The sequence below is a fragment of the Micromonospora sp. MW-13 genome (genome assembly GCF_003434305.1).
GTDB lineage: Bacteria > Actinomycetota > Actinomycetes > Mycobacteriales > Micromonosporaceae > Micromonospora.
This window is the reverse complement of record NZ_QKKX01000043.1, coordinates 17,697-33,471: the sequence shown is the minus strand read 5'-3', so window position 1 is coordinate 33,471 and position 15,775 is coordinate 17,697. Positions and strand designations below refer to the sequence as shown.

Annotated in this window: 11 protein-coding genes; 5 read left to right on the top strand and 6 right to left on the bottom strand. The window is 73.6% G+C overall.

What is annotated here, in order from left to right; all coding sequences use genetic code 11:
* Window positions 1–481: 481 nt before the first annotated feature.
* Window positions 482–2,590: an excinuclease ABC subunit UvrB gene (gene uvrB, locus C5N14_RS20645; RefSeq protein WP_117669773.1), complete on the top strand. Its 2,109-nt coding sequence runs from the start codon at window positions 482–484 to the stop codon at window positions 2,588–2,590.
* 219 nt (window positions 2,591–2,809) lie between these two features.
* Entirely contained in the window at window positions 2,810–3,769 is a 960-nt protein-coding gene (locus C5N14_RS20640) for a helix-turn-helix transcriptional regulator (RefSeq protein WP_117669772.1), read from the top strand.
* Window positions 3,770–4,060: 291 nt separating this feature from the next.
* Here C5N14_RS20640 and C5N14_RS20635 read toward each other — a convergent pair whose 3' ends face one another.
* Window positions 4,061–4,354 (bottom strand): antibiotic biosynthesis monooxygenase, encoded by a 294-nt coding sequence (locus C5N14_RS20635; RefSeq protein WP_117669771.1) that lies wholly within the window; start codon window positions 4,352–4,354, stop codon window positions 4,061–4,063.
* Window positions 4,355–4,891: 537 nt separating this feature from the next.
* On the opposite strand from C5N14_RS20635, the gene C5N14_RS20630 reads away from it, so the two are divergent.
* Window positions 4,892–5,890 carry a TerC family protein gene (locus C5N14_RS20630; RefSeq protein WP_117669770.1) on the top strand — a complete coding sequence of 333 codons (999 nt, stop codon included), beginning with the start codon at window positions 4,892–4,894 and terminating at the stop codon, window positions 5,888–5,890.
* Between the two features lie 164 nt (window positions 5,891–6,054).
* Here the strand turns inward: C5N14_RS20630 and C5N14_RS20625 are convergent, their stop codons facing one another.
* On the bottom strand, window positions 6,055–6,981 hold the full coding sequence (locus C5N14_RS20625; protein WP_117669769.1) for an NlpC/P60 family protein: 927 nt from the start codon (window positions 6,979–6,981) through the stop codon (window positions 6,055–6,057).
* 58 nt (window positions 6,982–7,039) lie between these two features.
* Window positions 7,040–8,137 (bottom strand): mandelate racemase/muconate lactonizing enzyme family protein, encoded by a 1,098-nt coding sequence (locus C5N14_RS20620; RefSeq protein WP_117669768.1) that lies wholly within the window; start codon window positions 8,135–8,137, stop codon window positions 7,040–7,042.
* Window positions 8,138–8,181: 44 nt separating this feature from the next.
* On the opposite strand from C5N14_RS20620, the gene C5N14_RS20615 reads away from it, so the two are divergent.
* Window positions 8,182–8,979, top strand: a complete 798-nt coding sequence (locus C5N14_RS20615) for a tyrosine-protein phosphatase (protein ID WP_117669767.1) — start codon at window positions 8,182–8,184, stop codon at window positions 8,977–8,979.
* Between the two features lie 75 nt (window positions 8,980–9,054).
* Here the strand turns inward: C5N14_RS20615 and C5N14_RS20610 are convergent, their stop codons facing one another.
* Together C5N14_RS20610 and typA are read right to left on the bottom strand one after the other, a co-directional pair.
* Window positions 9,055–9,927 carry a serine hydrolase gene (locus C5N14_RS20610; RefSeq protein ID WP_117669766.1) on the bottom strand — a complete coding sequence of 291 codons (873 nt, stop codon included), beginning with the start codon at window positions 9,925–9,927 and terminating at the stop codon, window positions 9,055–9,057.
* 100 nt (window positions 9,928–10,027) lie between these two features.
* On the bottom strand, window positions 10,028–11,896 hold the full coding sequence (typA, locus tag C5N14_RS20605; RefSeq protein ID WP_117669765.1) for a translational GTPase TypA: 1,869 nt from the start codon (window positions 11,894–11,896) through the stop codon (window positions 10,028–10,030).
* A 134-nt stretch (window positions 11,897–12,030) separates the two neighbouring features.
* On the opposite strand from typA, the gene C5N14_RS20600 reads away from it, so the two are divergent.
* Window positions 12,031–13,500 carry a DedA family protein gene (locus C5N14_RS20600; protein WP_117669764.1) on the top strand — a complete coding sequence of 490 codons (1,470 nt, stop codon included), beginning with the start codon at window positions 12,031–12,033 and terminating at the stop codon, window positions 13,498–13,500.
* An 81-nt stretch (window positions 13,501–13,581) separates the two neighbouring features.
* Here the strand turns inward: C5N14_RS20600 and C5N14_RS20595 are convergent, their stop codons facing one another.
* A complete protein-coding gene (locus C5N14_RS20595) occupies window positions 13,582–15,720 on the bottom strand; it encodes an efflux RND transporter permease subunit (protein ID WP_117669763.1) in 2,139 nt (712 codons plus the stop codon).
* Window positions 15,721–15,775 lie beyond the last annotated feature (55 nt).

The following is a 15,775-nucleotide window of genomic DNA, read 5'->3' as shown; positions in this document are numbered from 1 at the left end:
CGGTCGGGTTCCGGTCGGGTCCGGCGCCGGTTGCCGGAGGACGACGGTCCAGGCCGGGTACGGCGGTGGCGCCCGGCCTGCGCGGCATCCGGTCGGGTCCGGCGCCGGCACCCGGTGGGCGACGGTCCCGGTCGGGTCGGGGCGTCGGCGCGGGGGAGTTGTCCACGGCAGGATGAACGTCCGGCGCGCGTGACAGGTGACGCCCGAATCGCCCCCTGTCGGGGGCGCTCGCGGCGGCCGGTCTGCGCATCGCGCGACCACCTCGGGTGCGCACGCCGGTGATGTCCGGGTGCTGCGACCCCCTGTGCCGGGGGCGTGTCGGCCGTTGTGGCCAGGCCGCCGGCCCGGACGGCCGCCGCGAGCGGCCTACGGCCCATACCCTAGCGTGGTGAGATGTGCCACACAATGCGAATATTGAAGCCGATCACTGACTCACGGTAGTCGCCGCAGCGTGTCGGACCCCCGGCGTACCGTTGGGGTCATGGCGCTCGACATTCCCCGACTCGACGGCCGCTTCCAGGTGGTCAGCGAGTTCCAGCCGGCCGGCGACCAGCCGGCAGCCATCGACGACCTGGAGCGCCGGGTGCGGCGTGGCGACCGCAACACCGTCCTGCTCGGCGCGACCGGCACGGGAAAGAGCGCCACCACGGCCTGGCTCATCGAGCGGTTGCAGCGCCCGACCCTGGTGCTCGCCCCCAACAAGACGCTCTGCGCCCAGTTGGCGAAGGAGTTCGGCGAGCTGCTGCCGCACAACGCGGTGGAGTACTTCGTCTCCTACTACGACTACTACCAGCCTGAGGCGTACATTCCGCAGACCGACACCTACATCGAGAAGGACTCCTCGATCAACGAGGAGGTCGAGCGGCTGCGGCACTCGGCGACCATGTCGCTGCTCACCCGCCGCGACGTGGTCGTGGTGGCCACGGTCTCGGCGATCTACGGCCTGGGCACCCCGGAGGAGTATCTCGACCGGGCCGTCCGGGTCGCCGTCGGGCAGGAGCTCGACCGCGACCAACTGCTGCGTCGCCTCGTCGACATCCAGTACACCCGCAACGACATGTCCTTCCAGCGGGGCACGTTCCGGGTGCGCGGCGACACGCTGGAGATCATCCCGGCGTACGAGGAGTTGGCCGTCCGGGTCGAGCTGTTCGGCGACGAGGTGGAGAAGCTCTACTACCTCAACCCGCTCACCGGTGACGTGGTGCGTGAGGTCGACAGCTTGATGATCTTCCCGGCCACGCACTACGCCGCCGGCCCGGAGCGGATGGAGCGGGCCACCCGCGACATCGAGACCGAGCTGGCCGAGCGGCTCGCCGAGCTGGAGCGGCAGGGCAGGCTGCTGGAGGCGCAGCGGCTGCGGATGCGCACCACCTACGATCTGGAGATGATGCGTCAGGTCGGCTTCTGCTCCGGCATCGAGAACTACTCCATGCACATCGACGGGCGGCTGCCCGGCAGCCCGCCGCACTGCCTGCTCGACTACTTCCCGGACGACTTCCTCACGGTCATCGACGAGTCGCACGTGACGATCCCCCAGATCGGCGGCATGTACGAGGGCGACGCCTCCCGCAAGCGGATGCTCATCGACCACGGCTTCCGGCTGCCCAGCGCCGCCGACAACCGGCCGCTACGCTTCGACGAGTTCCTGGAGCGGGTCGGCCAGCTGGTCTTCCTCTCCGCCACCCCCGGGCCGTGGGAGCTGGAGCGCGCCCAGGGCGAGTTCGTCGAGCAGGTGATCCGCCCGACCGGCCTGATCGACCCCGAGGTGGTGGTGAAGCCCACCAGGGGCCAGATCGACGACCTCATGCACGAGATCAAGCTGCGCACCGAGCGCGACGAGCGGGTGCTGGTCACCACGCTGACCAAGAAGATGGCCGAGGACCTTTCCGACTACCTGTTGGAGAACGGCATCCGGGTGCGCTACCTGCACTCCGAGGTGGACACCCTGCGCCGGGTGGAGCTGCTGCGCGAGCTGCGCAAGGGCGACTACGACGTGCTGGTCGGCATCAACCTGCTCCGAGAGGGCCTCGACCTGCCCGAGGTGTCCCTCGTGGCGATCCTCGACGCCGACAAGGAGGGCTTCCTGCGCAGCGGCCGGTCGTTGATCCAGACCATCGGCCGGGCCGCCCGGAACGTCTCCGGCCAGGTGCACATGTACGCAGACAAGATCACTCCGTCGATGGCGGAGGCGATCGAGGAGACCAACCGGCGCCGGGACAAGCAGATCGCCCACAACGAGGCACACGGCATCAGCCCCGAGCCGCTGCGCAAGAAGATCCACGACATCCTCGACGACATCTACCGGGAGGCGGAGGACACCGAGACCTCCCGGGTCGGCGGGGCGGCGCGGCAGCTCTCCCGGGGCAAGGCGCCGGTCAAGGAGACCCGCAGCCGCAGCCGGATCGGCGCGGCGGGCCCGTCCCGCGAGGGGATGGCCCGGGCCGACCTGGCCCAGCTCATCCAGGAACTCAACGACCAGATGCTGGCCGCCGCCCGGGAGTTGCAGTTCGAGCTGGCCGCCCGCATCCGCGACGAGGTCGCCGACCTCAAGAAGGAGCTACGGGGGATGGACGCGGCTGGCGTGAAGTGACCGAGCCCCCTGCGCCCGCGCGCCGTTCGACACCGACCACGCCCGGGACTGCGCCGCCCGGCCCCGGCGGGCAACGTCTCGTCGTTCGGCACCTACCGCCCCTGACATCGGCGGATGCGGGCGGCGGCCACGGGCGAGACACCCGTGCCCGTTGCGGACGGCGAGCAAGGTATTGCAGAGTGTGATCGATCTGCGTACTCTCCGTCCTGGGAGGCGGGGATGCCGTTGCCAACGAGTCCGGTGATTCGACGTGCGCGACTCGGTGCCGAGTTGCGCCAGCTACGCAGGCGGGAGGAACTCACCCTTGAGCAGGTGTGCGAGCGGCTGGGCTGGGCGTCGACCTCCAAGCTGTCCCGCATCGAGCTGGGCCAGAGCCGACCGGATCTCGCCGACGTGCTCGACCTGCTGGACGTCTACCGGGTCGCCGCCGAGGAACGCGACGCACTGATCGTCATCGCCCGGGACGCGGCCACCGGTCGCGGCTGGTGGAAGACGCTCGGCGGGATGGGCGAGCGCCAGCGCGCGTACGCCGAGCTGGAGGCCGGGGCGGCGACCGTGGTGGAGTACCAGCCGGCCGTCGTGCCGGGCCTGTTGCAGACCCCGGCGTACGCCCAACTGTGTCTCGGGGGCGCCCGGCGGCTGCACCCCGACGTCGACGTGGAGGCCGACGTGCGGGCCCGACTGGTCCGGCAGGAGGTTCTGCACCGCGCCGAGCCGCCGCGCTACACGGCCCTGTTGGAACTCACCGCCTGCGACCCGGTCGGGGTGCCGGCCGGAGTCTGGCGCGAGCAGCTCCGCCACCTGGTCGTCCTGTCCCGCAAGCCGAACGTGACGATCAGGGTGATGCCGCCCGGCGTCACGACCGGCGGCGCCCACCCGCTGACCCCGTTCTCCCGGTACTCCTTCCCCGACCCGGCAGACCCCCGCACGGTGATGATCGAGGCGTTGACCACCGACGTCCGGCTGGTCACCGCCGCCGACCTCGCCTGGTACGACGCGGTGGTCGACCGGCTGCTCGACGCCGCCCTCTCGGCGGCCGAGACGACGGCGCTGCTGACCCGGCTGGCCGACGACCCGGCGCTGCCGTCGTCGACCGGTCCGGGCGGCCACCCGCTGGCCTCCGGGGTGCGGCCGGAGGCGGTGCCGGTGCTGCCCCGGCCCCGGCCGCCGCAGGACTGAACCCGCCCCGACCCCGGCCGCCACAGGGCTGGGCCCGGCGCGGGCGCCCACCGGTGGTGGGCGCGCGGCTCACTGGTGCCGGTTGAAACCGCTCGCGGAGTCGATCACCTGGTCGACCAGCGACTATCGCCGCGCGCCCACCGGGCCCGGCGGCCCCGAGCCCGCCGGGACCGGTGGCCGACGCGTCAGGCGCACAATAGGCGAGGGGTACGACATCGACGATCGACCGGTGTGGGCGGGGCGCTGCGACCGACCGCTGCGGGCGGGCGTACCCGGTGCTGCCGGTGCCGCTCAGGCCGGGACGTCGACGAAGTGCTCGACCAGCGGCGGACCGGCGAAGTGCGGGCCGATCAGCTCCCGCCACCGGGTGAACCGCTCGGTGCCCCGGAAGTTCGCCTCGTGCGCCTCGACGGAGTCCCACTCGACCAGCAGCACGAACCGCGACGGCGACTCGACGCCGCGGGTCATCCGCACCGAGCGGCAGCCCGGCGTCGTGGCGAGGATCTCGTGACCCCGCGCGTACGCGGCGGTGAACGCGTCCTCATGTCCGGGCGTCACGTCGATGAGCGCGACCTCAAGCACCATGCCCCCGAGCCTGCCACGTCCCCGGCCGGCCCGGACGACGCGGGCTGACCGTCCCGCCAACCGGACGCACCCCCGCCCGCCCCGCCCGCCAAGACGTGCAAATTCACGGAATGAGTGGCCTCGGACCGCCGCATGGCCACTCGTTCCGTGAATTTGCAGGAGGATCTTGGTCGCCGGAGGCGGGGCGGCAGCGGGTCGGGCGTGGGTGGGGTGGTCTCCTAGGAAGGTCTGTCGGTAGAGACTTCCGTCACGACGGGCGTGGTGGGATCGTCGATGTGCGGACCCGAAGATGCGGTCGGAGGCCTCGATGGTGAAGAATGGCGACGAAGGAGGGGAGTATTCCCCCGCGACGGAGTCGTCAGCACGGTCGACCACCGGCCCCCGGTGGCGCGACCCGGCTCCGTCGGTCACCGGTCCACTCGTGGGCCGGTGGCGGAAGAGACCTCCGACAGTCACCAGTGTCCGCGTTGCCGCACCCCGCCCGCCCGCACGGGGCGTACGGTGTGCCCGACGCCGCGTGTCTGCCGGAGGATTGGATTGAACGTGTCCGGATTGGTGTGGGCGGGGACCCTCGTCGCACTGACAGCGGTCCTGGTCGTCGACCTGTTGATCATCGGTCGTCGGCCACACGAGCCGAGCATCCGCGAGTCGAGCCTCTGGGTCGGCTTCTACGTCGGGCTGGCCCTGATCTTCGGCGTGGGGCTCTGGCTCACCGCCGGCCCCGGCGTGGCCGGTGAGTTCTACACCGGTTGGCTCACCGAGTACAGCCTCTCGGTGGACAACCTCTTCGTCTTCGTGATCATCATGGCCCGCTTCGGGGTGCCCCGGCAGTACCAGCAGAAGGTGCTGCTCGTCGGCATCGTGCTGGCACTGGTCATGCGCGGCGGGTTCATCGCCGCCGGCGCGGCGCTGATCTCGCAGTTCTCCTGGGTCTTCTACCTGTTCGGCGCGTTCCTCATCTACACGGCGATCAACTTCTTCCGCCAGGGTGAGCCGAGCGAGGACGACTTCTCCGAGAACCTGCTGATCCGGTGGAGCCGGCGGGCGCTGCCGATCTCCCGGGACTACGACGGCGCGAAGATGACCACGCACGAGGGCGCTCGCCGACTGTTCACCCCGATGCTGGTCGTCATGATCGCGATCGGCACCACCGACCTGATCTTCGCGCTGGACTCGATCCCGGCGATCTTCGGTATCACCCAGGAGCCGTACCTGGTCTTCACCGCGAACGTGTTCGCGTTGATGGGGCTGCGCCAGCTCTACTTCCTGCTGGGCGGGCTGCTGGACCGGCTGGTCTACCTGACTGTCGGGTTGTCCGTGGTGCTCGGATTCATCGGCGTGAAGCTGGTGCTGGAGGCCCTGGCGGACAACAACCTGCCGTTCGTCAACGGTGGGGAGCCGGTGGGCTGGGCCCCGCACATCCCGATCTGGCTCTCCCTGGTGGTCATCCTCGGCACCCTGCTGGTGGCGACCGTGGCCAGCCTGATCAAGTCGGCCCGGGACCGGCGGCGCGAGCTGGCCGGCGCCCGAGGCTGACGGCCCAACCCCGACGAGGCTCAACCGCTCGAACGGCAACCGAAGCGCGCTCCCGGTACCGGGAGCGCGCTTCGCGGCTGAACCGGGCCGGTCGGGTGAGGCTCCGGTGGAGTCGTGGCGCCGGGCCGGGCGATTGCGGGTCAGGCCAGGTGCACGCCGACGGGTCAGACCCGGTGCACGCCGACCAGGGTGGCGGTCCGGTCGGCCGGCATCACCTCCTCCAGCACCCGTCGGTGCTGGTAGCAGGCGTGCAGCAGGCGCCGGTCCGCGTCGGCGTCCGGCTCGGCGCTGACGAAGCCGATGTGGTGGATCCGCCGGCCGGGCCGGGCGAAGAAGTACAGGTCGCCGGGCCGCTCGGCACCCAGCGGCAGCGGGGTGGTCGCCAGGGCCTGGTCGGCGGCGTCGCGGGGCAGCAGCACGCCGAACCGCCGCCAGGCCAGGTGCACCAGGCCGGAGCAGTCGATCCCGTACGCCGACACCCCGCCCCAGACGTAGATCACGTCGCGCAGCCGGGTGGCGACGGCCAGCACGTCCCGGGCGGGCGGGGGCTCGGTGGGCAGGGGCACGAGGTGGTTGTCGGGCAGCCAGAGCGGCCGGTCGTGCCCGGGGGCGTGCACGGGGCGCCAGCCGTCGGCCGGCGGGCCCGCCGGGGCCAGCCGGGTGCCGAGGACGACGCCGGCGACGACCGGCTCGCCGGCCGGGGCGGCCCGCAGGGCGGTGACGGTCGCGTCGACGACCCAGGGGGCGGCCTCCCCCCGCGGGTCGTCGGCCGCCAGGGGAGCGAGCTGGGCGGTCGGCAGCCAGCCCGGGTAGCCGCGCGGGTCCAAGGTCGCGGCGGGCTGCTCGACGGCCACCACGTGCGCCCAGCCGTCCGGGCGCAGCGTGGTGACCAGCACCCGTTCCCCGAACAGCAGTTGGCTCAGGACGCAGTCACCCACCTGCTGGTCGGGGTCCATGCCGGAGATCCAGGCGGCGACGTCGGCGTGCGGGTCGAGGGCGGGGCGGTCGACGGGGCGTACCGCCTCGGGGCAGGACCACAGGGTCGCGACCGCGACCCGGACGACGGCCTCGCGGCCCGGTTGCAGTTCCACGTCCACCCCCAGCTCGCGGCGACCCCTGCCGTGACCCTATGAAAAAAAGCGCCAAGCATCAACCATGTGGCTGCATGTTTGCTACAGACACGGAGGTGATGCCGAGACCGGGTGCGTCCGGCAGCAGCACCGTCGCCCCGTCGTACCGGATGCCGCCGCGCACCGGCGACCGGGCCAGCCACCAGGCGGCGTCGAGGTCGGAGACGGCGGTGGTCCGGTACGCGGCCACCAGGCTGGCCGCGGCCCCCAGCCCGACCTGGCTCTCCATCATCGAGCCGACCACGGTGCCGACGCCGTGCGCGGTGGCCAGGTCGAGCAGCGTGCGCGCCGCGTGCAGGCCCCCGCACTTGGCCAGCTTGACGTTGACCATGTCGGCGGCCCGGCGCCGGATCACCTCGACCAGGTCGCGAACCCCGAACACCGACTCGTCGGCCAGGATCGGCACGCCGACCCGGTCGCTGACCCAGGCCAGCCCGTCGAGGTCCCAGCGGGCCACCGGCTGCTCCACCAGCTCCACGTCCAGCCCCGCGTCCTCGATGCCGCGGATCACCCGGACGGCCTCGCGGGGCGTCCAGCCCTGGTTGGCGTCGAGCCGGATCTGCACCTGCGGGCCGACGGCGGCGCGGACCGCGCGGACCCGTTCCAGGTCGCCCGCCGCGTCGGTGCCCACCTTCAGCTTCAGCACGGTGAACCCCTCGGCCCGCCGCTGCCGCGCGGCCGTGGCCAGGTCGGTGGCGTCGCCCGCGGCCAGGGTGACGTCCGTCGGCACCCGCAGGGCCGTGCCGCCGAGCAACCGCACCAGGGGTACGCCGAGCCGGCGCGCGGCCAGGTCGTGCAGCGCGGTGTCCACCGCCGCCTTGGCGGCCTCGTTGCCGACCACCAGGCGCTGCACCTCGGTGCAGCGGGCCACCAGGTCGTCGGCGTCCCGCCCGAGCAGGCCGGGCGCGAGCATCTCCCGGACGCACGCCTCGGCGCCGGCCAGCGACGCCCCGGTCACCTGCCACACCTGCGGCGCCTCGCCGAACCCGGACCGCCCGTCGTCGTCGACCAGCTCCACGATCAGGGTGTCCACGGTGGTGGTACGGCGCAGCGCCGTCACGAACGGGGTGTGCAGGGGTGCGGAAAGCCGGTGGGTGTGTACCGCGGCGATCGTCATGTGCGGCACCCTATACGGCATTGCACGACGACTGGGGAGGCCGGATGACGGGGCAGGACTGGGAGCTGGTGGGCGCGCCGAACGCGCGGGACCTCGGCGGCATGCTGGGCGCGGGCGGGCGGCGGGTGCGAACGGGCCGGTTGATCCGCACCCCGGCGCTGGGCCGGTTGACCGACGAGGACCTGTCGACGCTGGCGCGGATCGCCCCGGCCTGCGTGGTGGACCTGCGCGGCGACTCGGAGATCGTGGCGGCCCCGCCGAACCGGTTGGCCGGTGAGCCCCGGGTGGTGCGCCTGCCGGTGTACGACGCGGCCCACCCGGTGTTCACGGCGGTGTCGGAGGTGCTGCTCGGGCACGACCTGGGCGCGGAGGCGAAGCTGGCCATGCAGGGCAGCCCGGCGGCGATGGCGGGGATCTACCGGTGGTTCGTCACCGGGGAGGCGGCCCGGGCGGGCTTCGGCGCGGCGGCCCGGCTGGCCGCCGACGTGGGGAGCCTGCCGCTGCTGTTCCACTGTTCGGCCGGCAAGGACCGCACGGGCTGGCTGTCGGTGGTCCTGCTCACGGCGGTCGGGGTGGACGAGGCGGCGATTCGGGCCGACTACCTGCGGACCAACTCGCAGACGGAGAGCCTCCGGGAGGTTGTCCTCCAGGCCATGCGGGCCCGGCAGCCGGAGCTGGCGGAGGCGGCGATCCGGCCGCTGATGGAGGTGCGCGGTGCGTACCTGGACGCCGCGTACGACGAGGTCCGGCGGGTGCACGGCTCGTTCGACCGGTACCTGCGCGACGGGCTGGGGCTGACCGACGCGCACCTGGCGGCGCTACGGGACAACCTGCTGGACTGAGGCCGGCACCGGCGGGGCGCGCGCCGGGTCGACCCCGGGTGGGCCCGCCAGCGGGCCCACCCGGGGGGCGGCGGGCTAGCCGGCGGGGCGCAGGTCGTGGCGGGCGGCCCAGGCCCGGGCGGAGATGTCGGCGAGCAGCCGGCAGGCGTCGTCGGTGGGCTCGTCGCCGGTGGCGCCGCCGTCGGCGAGGTCGGTGGTGGTGCAGACCACCAGCACGTACGGCGGGGCGTCGGGCGGGTAGACCACCCCGGCGCCGTGCCGGACGCCGCGTACCCAGCCGTTCTTGTGGGCGATGCGGACCCCTTCGGGTAGCCCGGCGGCGAGGTCCTCGCGGAGCTCCTGGGCGAACAGGACGTCGAGCATGGCGGCGCAGCCGGCGGGGGAGGCGAGCGGGCCGGGCCGGGTCGCCCCGGCGGCCAGCCCGCCGAGCAGGGCCGCCAGGTCGGCGGCGGTGACCAGGTTGGTGATCCCGGCCTCCCGGGCGGCGAAGTCCTCGATGCCGCGCCCGGTGACGCTGTGCCGGGCGCCGGCGAGGGCCCAGGCGTCGGCCACGGCGGGCAGCCCGACGTGGGCGAGGCAGAGGTTGGTGGCCAGGTTGCTGGAGCGCACGATCATCCGCTCGGCGAGCCAGCGCAGGGGCGCGCCGTGGCCTTCCCGCTGCCAGACGGCCTCGTCGTTGTCGTAGTGCCGGGCGCAGGAGAACCGGGGTGTGCCGGGCTGGGCGGAGTCGAACTCGTTGCATACGTCGACGTGGGTGGCCAGGTCGAGGGCGCCGGCCTCGGCCGCCCGGTGCAGGGCCAGCAGCACGGCGACCTTCATGGTGCTGGCCGCGTAGTGGGTGGCGTCGGGGTGGCGGGTCCAGGTGGGGGCGGCGTCGAGCCGGCCCAGGTACGCCGAGATGGTGCCCGGCAGCGGGTCCAGTTGGGCGTCGAGGTCGTCCCAGATCATGCCGGTGACCGTAGCGGATCCGGACGTCCCCGGCGGGCCGGGTGCGGCGCGGGCCGGGAGGTGGTCCCTCCCGGCCCGCGCGGCGCGTGGTGCTCGGCCGTCAGCCGGCGTGCTTGCGGCGGGCCACCGTGCGGGCGCGCTGCGTCTGGTCGAGGACGACCTTGCGGATGCGCACGGCCGCCGGGGTCACCTCGACGCACTCGTCCTCGCGGCAGAACTCCAGGGCCTGCTCCAGGGACAGCCTGCGCGGCGGGATCAGCTTCTCGGTCTCGTCGGAGGTCGAGGCCCGCATGTTGGTGAGCTTCTTCTCCTTGGTGATGTTGACGTCCATGTCGTCGGAGCGGGAGTTCTCGCCGACGATCATGCCCTCGTACACCTCGGTGGTCGGCTCGACGAAGAGCTGGCCGCGCTCCTGAAGGTTGATCATGGCGAACGAGGTGACCGCGCCGGCCCGGTCGGCGACCAGCGAGCCGTTGTTGCGGGTGCGCAGCTCGCCGAACCACGGCTCGTACGACTCGAAGACGTGGTGCAGGATGCCGGTGCCCCGGGTGTCGGTGAGGAACTCGGTGCGGAAGCCGATCAGCCCGCGCGCGGGCACCAGCCACTCCATCCGGATCCAGCCGGTGCCGTGGTTGACCAGCTGCTCCATCCGACCCTTGCGGGTGGCCAGAAGCTGGGTGATGGCGCCCAGGTACTCGTCGGGGGCGTCGATGGTCAGCCGCTCCACCGGCTCGCAGGTCTTCCCGTCGATCTCCCTGGTGACCACCTGCGGCTTGCCGACGGTCAGCTCGTAGGACTCGCGGCGCATCTGCTCGACCAGGATGGCCAGGGCCAGCTCGCCGCGGCCCTGCACCTCCCAGGCGTCGGGCCGTTCGGTGGGCAGCACCCGCAGGGAGACGTTGCCGACCAGCTCCTTGTCGAGGCGGTCCTTGACCATCCGGGCGGTGACCTTGGCGCCCTTGACCCGGCCGACCAGCGGCGAGGTGTTGGTGCCGATGGTCATCGAGATGGCCGGCTCGTCGACGGTGATCAGCGGCAGCGCGACCGGGTTCTCGGCGTCGGCCAGGGTCTCGCCGATCATGATCTCCGGGATGCCGGCGACCGCGATGATGTCGCCCGGTCCGGCCGACTCGGCCGGCTTGCGCTCCAGGCCCTCGGTCATCAGCATCTCGGAGATGCGGACCCGCTGGTTGGTGCCGTCGGTGCGACACCAGGCGACGGTCTGGCCCTTGGCGATGGTGCCCTGTCGGACCCGGCACAGCGCCAGCCGGCCGAGGAACGGCGAGGCGTCGAGGTTGGTCACGTGCGCCTGGAGCGGCGCGTCCTCGTCGTATGCGGGCGGCGGGATGGTGTCGAGCAGGGTGCGGAACAGCGGCTCCAGGCTCTGGCTGTCCTGGGGGACCGAGCCGTCGGCGGGCTGGGTGAGCGAGGCGATGCCGTCGCGGGCGCAGGCGTAGACGATCGGGAAGTCGATCTGCTCCTCGTCGGCGTCCAGGTCGAGGAAGAGCTCGTAGGTGTCGTCCACGACCTCCTTGATCCGGGCGTCGGGGCGGTCCACCTTGTTGATCACCAGGATGATCGGCATCCGGGCGCGCAGCGCCTTGCGCAGCACGAAGCGGGTCTGCGGCAGCGGGCCCTCGCTGGCGTCGACGAGCAGCACCACGCCGTCGACCATGGTGAGGCCCCGCTCCACCTCGCCGCCGAAGTCGGCGTGCCCGGGAGTGTCGATGATGTTGATGGTGACCGGGTCGGAGCCGTCCGCCGGCAGGTACCGCACGCCGGTGTTCTTGGCCAGGATGGTGATGCCCTTTTCCCGTTCCAGGTCCCCCGAGTCCATCACCCGCTCGGTCGTCTCACCGCGGGCGCCGTAGGCTCCGGCCTGCCGCAACATGGCGTCGACCAGGGTGGTCTTGCCGTGGTCGACGTGAGCGATGATGGCGACGTTGCGGAGGTCGGTGCGAAGCTGCATGGGTTCCATCCTCCTGCCTGTGCGGATCAGGGGCGGCGTCGGGGTCACCCCGGCGCTACCCGGATCTGTGCCGGAACCGCTGTCGCCCTGCTTGCCCCGGCTGGCATGCTGGCCGCCGTGATCCGGGGGCTGTCGTGCACGATCTGCTGAACTCGGTGCGGGACCTGCCGCCCCTGCTGGTCTACCTGGTCGCCGCGGCCATCGTAGCCGGCGAGACCGCGGTGATCGTCGGGCTGCTGGTGCCCGGGGAGGCGACCCTGCTGCTGGTCGGCTTCCTTACGTACACCGGTGCCCTTCGGTTGGGGCCGGCGCTGTTGGTGATGATTGTCGCAGCGGTGGCCGGCGACGCGGTGGCGTTCCGCGCGGGTCGCCGGTACGGGCCCCGGCTGCGGGCCTCGGGCCTGGGCGCCCGGGTGGGGCCGGGCCGCTGGCGGCGGGCGGACGAGCTGCTGGAGCGGCTCGGCGGGCGGGGGGTCCTGGCCGCCCGCTGGGTCGCCTTCGCCCGGACCCTGGCGCCCCGGCTGGCCGGGGCCGCCGGCATGTCCTACCGCCGGTTCGCGCCGTGGAACCTCGCCGGGGTGGTGACCTGGGTGGGCGGGTCGGTGCTGCTGGGCAACGTGGCCGGGGAGTCGTACGAGACGGTGTCCCGGCTGCTCGGGCGGGCCACCGGGGCGGTGCTGGTGCTGCTCGGCGGGGTGCTGGCCGTGGTGCTGGTCGGCCGCTGGCTGGGCCGGCACCCCGACCCGGCGCGGGCGCTGCTGGCCCGGGTGGCCGCGCTGCCGCCGGTGCGCTGGCTCGCCGCCCGGTACGGCGTGCTGTTCTTCCTGCTGGCCATGCGGGTCGGCCCGGCCTGGACGTTGTTGATCAACCTCGCGGCGGGGCTCGCGCTGCTCTTCGCCGCCGGGCTCGCCGTCGCCTGGTTGCTCGGGGCGGCGATGCGGTGGAGCGGGCTGGCCGCGGTCGACGACGCGATCGCCGGCTGGTTCACCGAGCGGCGCACCCCCGGCACGGTCGACGTCGCGTTCACCCTCGTCTCGGTGCTGCGTGGCTCGACGCTGATCGCGCTGGTCGCCGTGCTGGCCGCCGTGCTGGCCTGGCGGCAGCGGCCGTGGCGGGCCGACCTGCTCAGCGTGGTGGGCTCGGTCGGGGCGTTCCTGCCGCTGGTGGTCCTCGCCGTGGTCACCGACCTGGCCGCGCCGGGACGGGCGGCGTCGGGGGAGCAGGAGAGCGCGCTGTTTCCGACGCAGAACGCCGTCGTTGCGGCGAGCCTGTGCACGCTGGCCTGGCTGCTGTCCCGGGGCGCGCGTTGGCCGGTGGCGGTGGCCGCCTGGACGGTGGCCGCGGCCGGGGTGTCGGCGATCGGCGGTGCCCGGCTCTACCTCGGGTTGAGCAGCGCCAGCGGCACCGTCACCTCGGTGCTGCTCGGTTCGGCCTGGACGGCGCTGTTCATGGTCGCCTGGGCGACCCGGGACCGGGCGGCGGGCGGCGGCGGACCGGGCGCGGCGACGCCCGAGGCGGGGCCGCCACCGGCGGCCGACGACGGGCTTACCCCGCCGACGGCCGACGACGGGGCTCGGCCGGGCCGCCGCGTCGGCCCGGGGTAGGGACGCGGGCAGGGGCCGGGGGACGGGGGCGGGGGCACGGCGGCCCGCCGCGATCCCCCCGCGTCGGCGCGGGTGGGGCGGTCAGCCGCGGGTGACGGCCGGCTCGGCCGGCCCGCGGTCCCGGTCCGCCGGGGCGTCCTCGGGCGTCCGGTCGATCCGACCCGGCCACCAGAAGCGGTCGCCGAGCACGAGCGCGAGCGCCGGCACGAGCACCGTGCGTACCAGCAGGGTGTCGAGCAGCACCCCGATGCACACGATGACCCCGATCTGGGTCAGCGTGATCAGCGGCAGGACGCCGAGGACGGCGAAGACCGCGGCGAGCAGGACGCCGGCGCTGGTGATCACGCCGCCGGTGACGCGCAGCGCCGACAGCATGCCGTCCCGGGTGCCGGTGCGCCGGGCGTCCTCGCGGGCCCGGGTGACCAGGAAGATGTTGTAGTCCACGCCGAGGGCCACCAGGAACACGAAGGCGAGCAGCAGGACGCCGCTGTCCAGCGCCGGGAGGCCGAGAACGTGGTCGAACAGCAGCCACGCCGCGCCGAGGCTGGCGAAGAACGACGCGATCACGGTGAGCACCAGCAGCAGCGGCGCGACCAGACCGCGCAGCAGCAGCACGAGCACCGCGCCGACGAGCAGCAGGATGATCGGCAGGATCAGCCACAGGTCCTTGGCGTCGGCCTGGTCGGAGTCGTAGGTGGCGGCGACCGTGCCGCCGACCACGGCACCGGTGAACGGGTCGGCGCCCTCGACGGGCGGCGGCGCGGAGCCGGGGACCGCCGCGACGGCGTCCCGCAGCGCCTCGACCGCCCGGTCCGCGGCGGCGGTGCCCGGCTCGGCTGCCAGCACCACGTCGACCTGGGCGACGGTCGCGCCCGCGTTTCCCGGCCGGGCCGAGGCCACGCCGGGGACGCCCGCGGCGGCGTCGGTGACGGCCGCCACGGCGGCGGGGGTGGTGAGTACGGCGACCGGTTGGGTCGTGCCGGCGGGGAATGCCTTCGCGAGGGTCTCCGCGCCGGCCACCGCCTCGGGTTTGACCCGGAACTGCTCGGTCTCCGACAGCCCGGTGCGGATGCCGAGCCCACCGAGGGCGAGCCCGGCGAGCAGCAGCGTCGCGAGGGCCGCGACCAGCACGGGCCGGCGGACGACGGCGGCGCCGAGCCGGCCCCAGAGCCGGCCCTCGCGGACGGGGCCGCCGACCCGGGGCACGAACGGCCAGAACAGCCCCCGGCCGAAGATCACCAGCACGGCGGGGAGGACGAACAGCGCCGACAGCATGGCGAACACCACGCCGGTGGCGCAGGCCACCGCCAGGGCCCGGTTGGTCTCCTGCTCCGACAGCAGCAGGGTGAGCACGCCGAGGACCACGGTGCCGCCGCTGGCCAGGATGGGTTCGGCGGTGCGGCGCAGGGCGGCGCGCATGGCGGCGAAACGGTCCTCCTCGCGGCGCAGCTCCTCCCGGTAGCGGGCGATGAGCAGCAGGGCGTAGTCCGTGGCGGCGCCGAAGACCAGGACGCTGGCGATGCCGGTGACCTGGCCCTCCTGGAGGTGGATGCCGACGGCCGGGACGATGGTGTCCACGGCGCGCAGGGTGAGCTGCTCGGTGGCCGCGACGACGACGAGCGGCACGATCCACAGGAACGGGCTGCGGTAGGTGATCAGCAGCAGCAGGGCGACGACGCCGGCGGTGACGGCGAGCAACGTGATGTCCGCGCCGTCGAAGACCTTCGTCAGGTCCGCGGTGAACGCCGGCGCGCCGGTCACCTCGGCGGTGAGCCCGTCGGGCAGGCCGTCGAGGGCCGCGCGGAGGTCGGCCACCGTCGTCGCGACGGTGGCGTGGCCGCCGGCGGTGGACAGCGGGACGGCGACGAGCGCCACGGTGCCGTCCGGAGAGGTCTGCGGCGGGCTGACCCGCCCGCCGGCGGCGAACCGGCCCAGCTCGCCCGAGGCGCCGGTGACCGCGGCGCGGTCCGGCTCGGTGAGCGGCCCACCGTCGGCGCGGCTGACGACGACGACCGCCGGCTGGACCCCGCTGGCGGGCAGCTCGTCCTGGAGCCGTTCGACCTGGGTCGACTGCCACTGCACGGACAGGCCGGTGGCCGAGACGGGGGCGGGGTTGTCCGGCTTCGGGAACCCGAAGACGGCCGCGCCGAGGACGATCGCCACGGCCACGGTGAGCCAGGCGGCGAGCCGGCCCCGGGCGACGCGGGTGAACACAGACATCGGGCTTCCTCAGGGTTGCCGGGACGAGGTCCCGGTACGGCAGTGCGCCTCGACG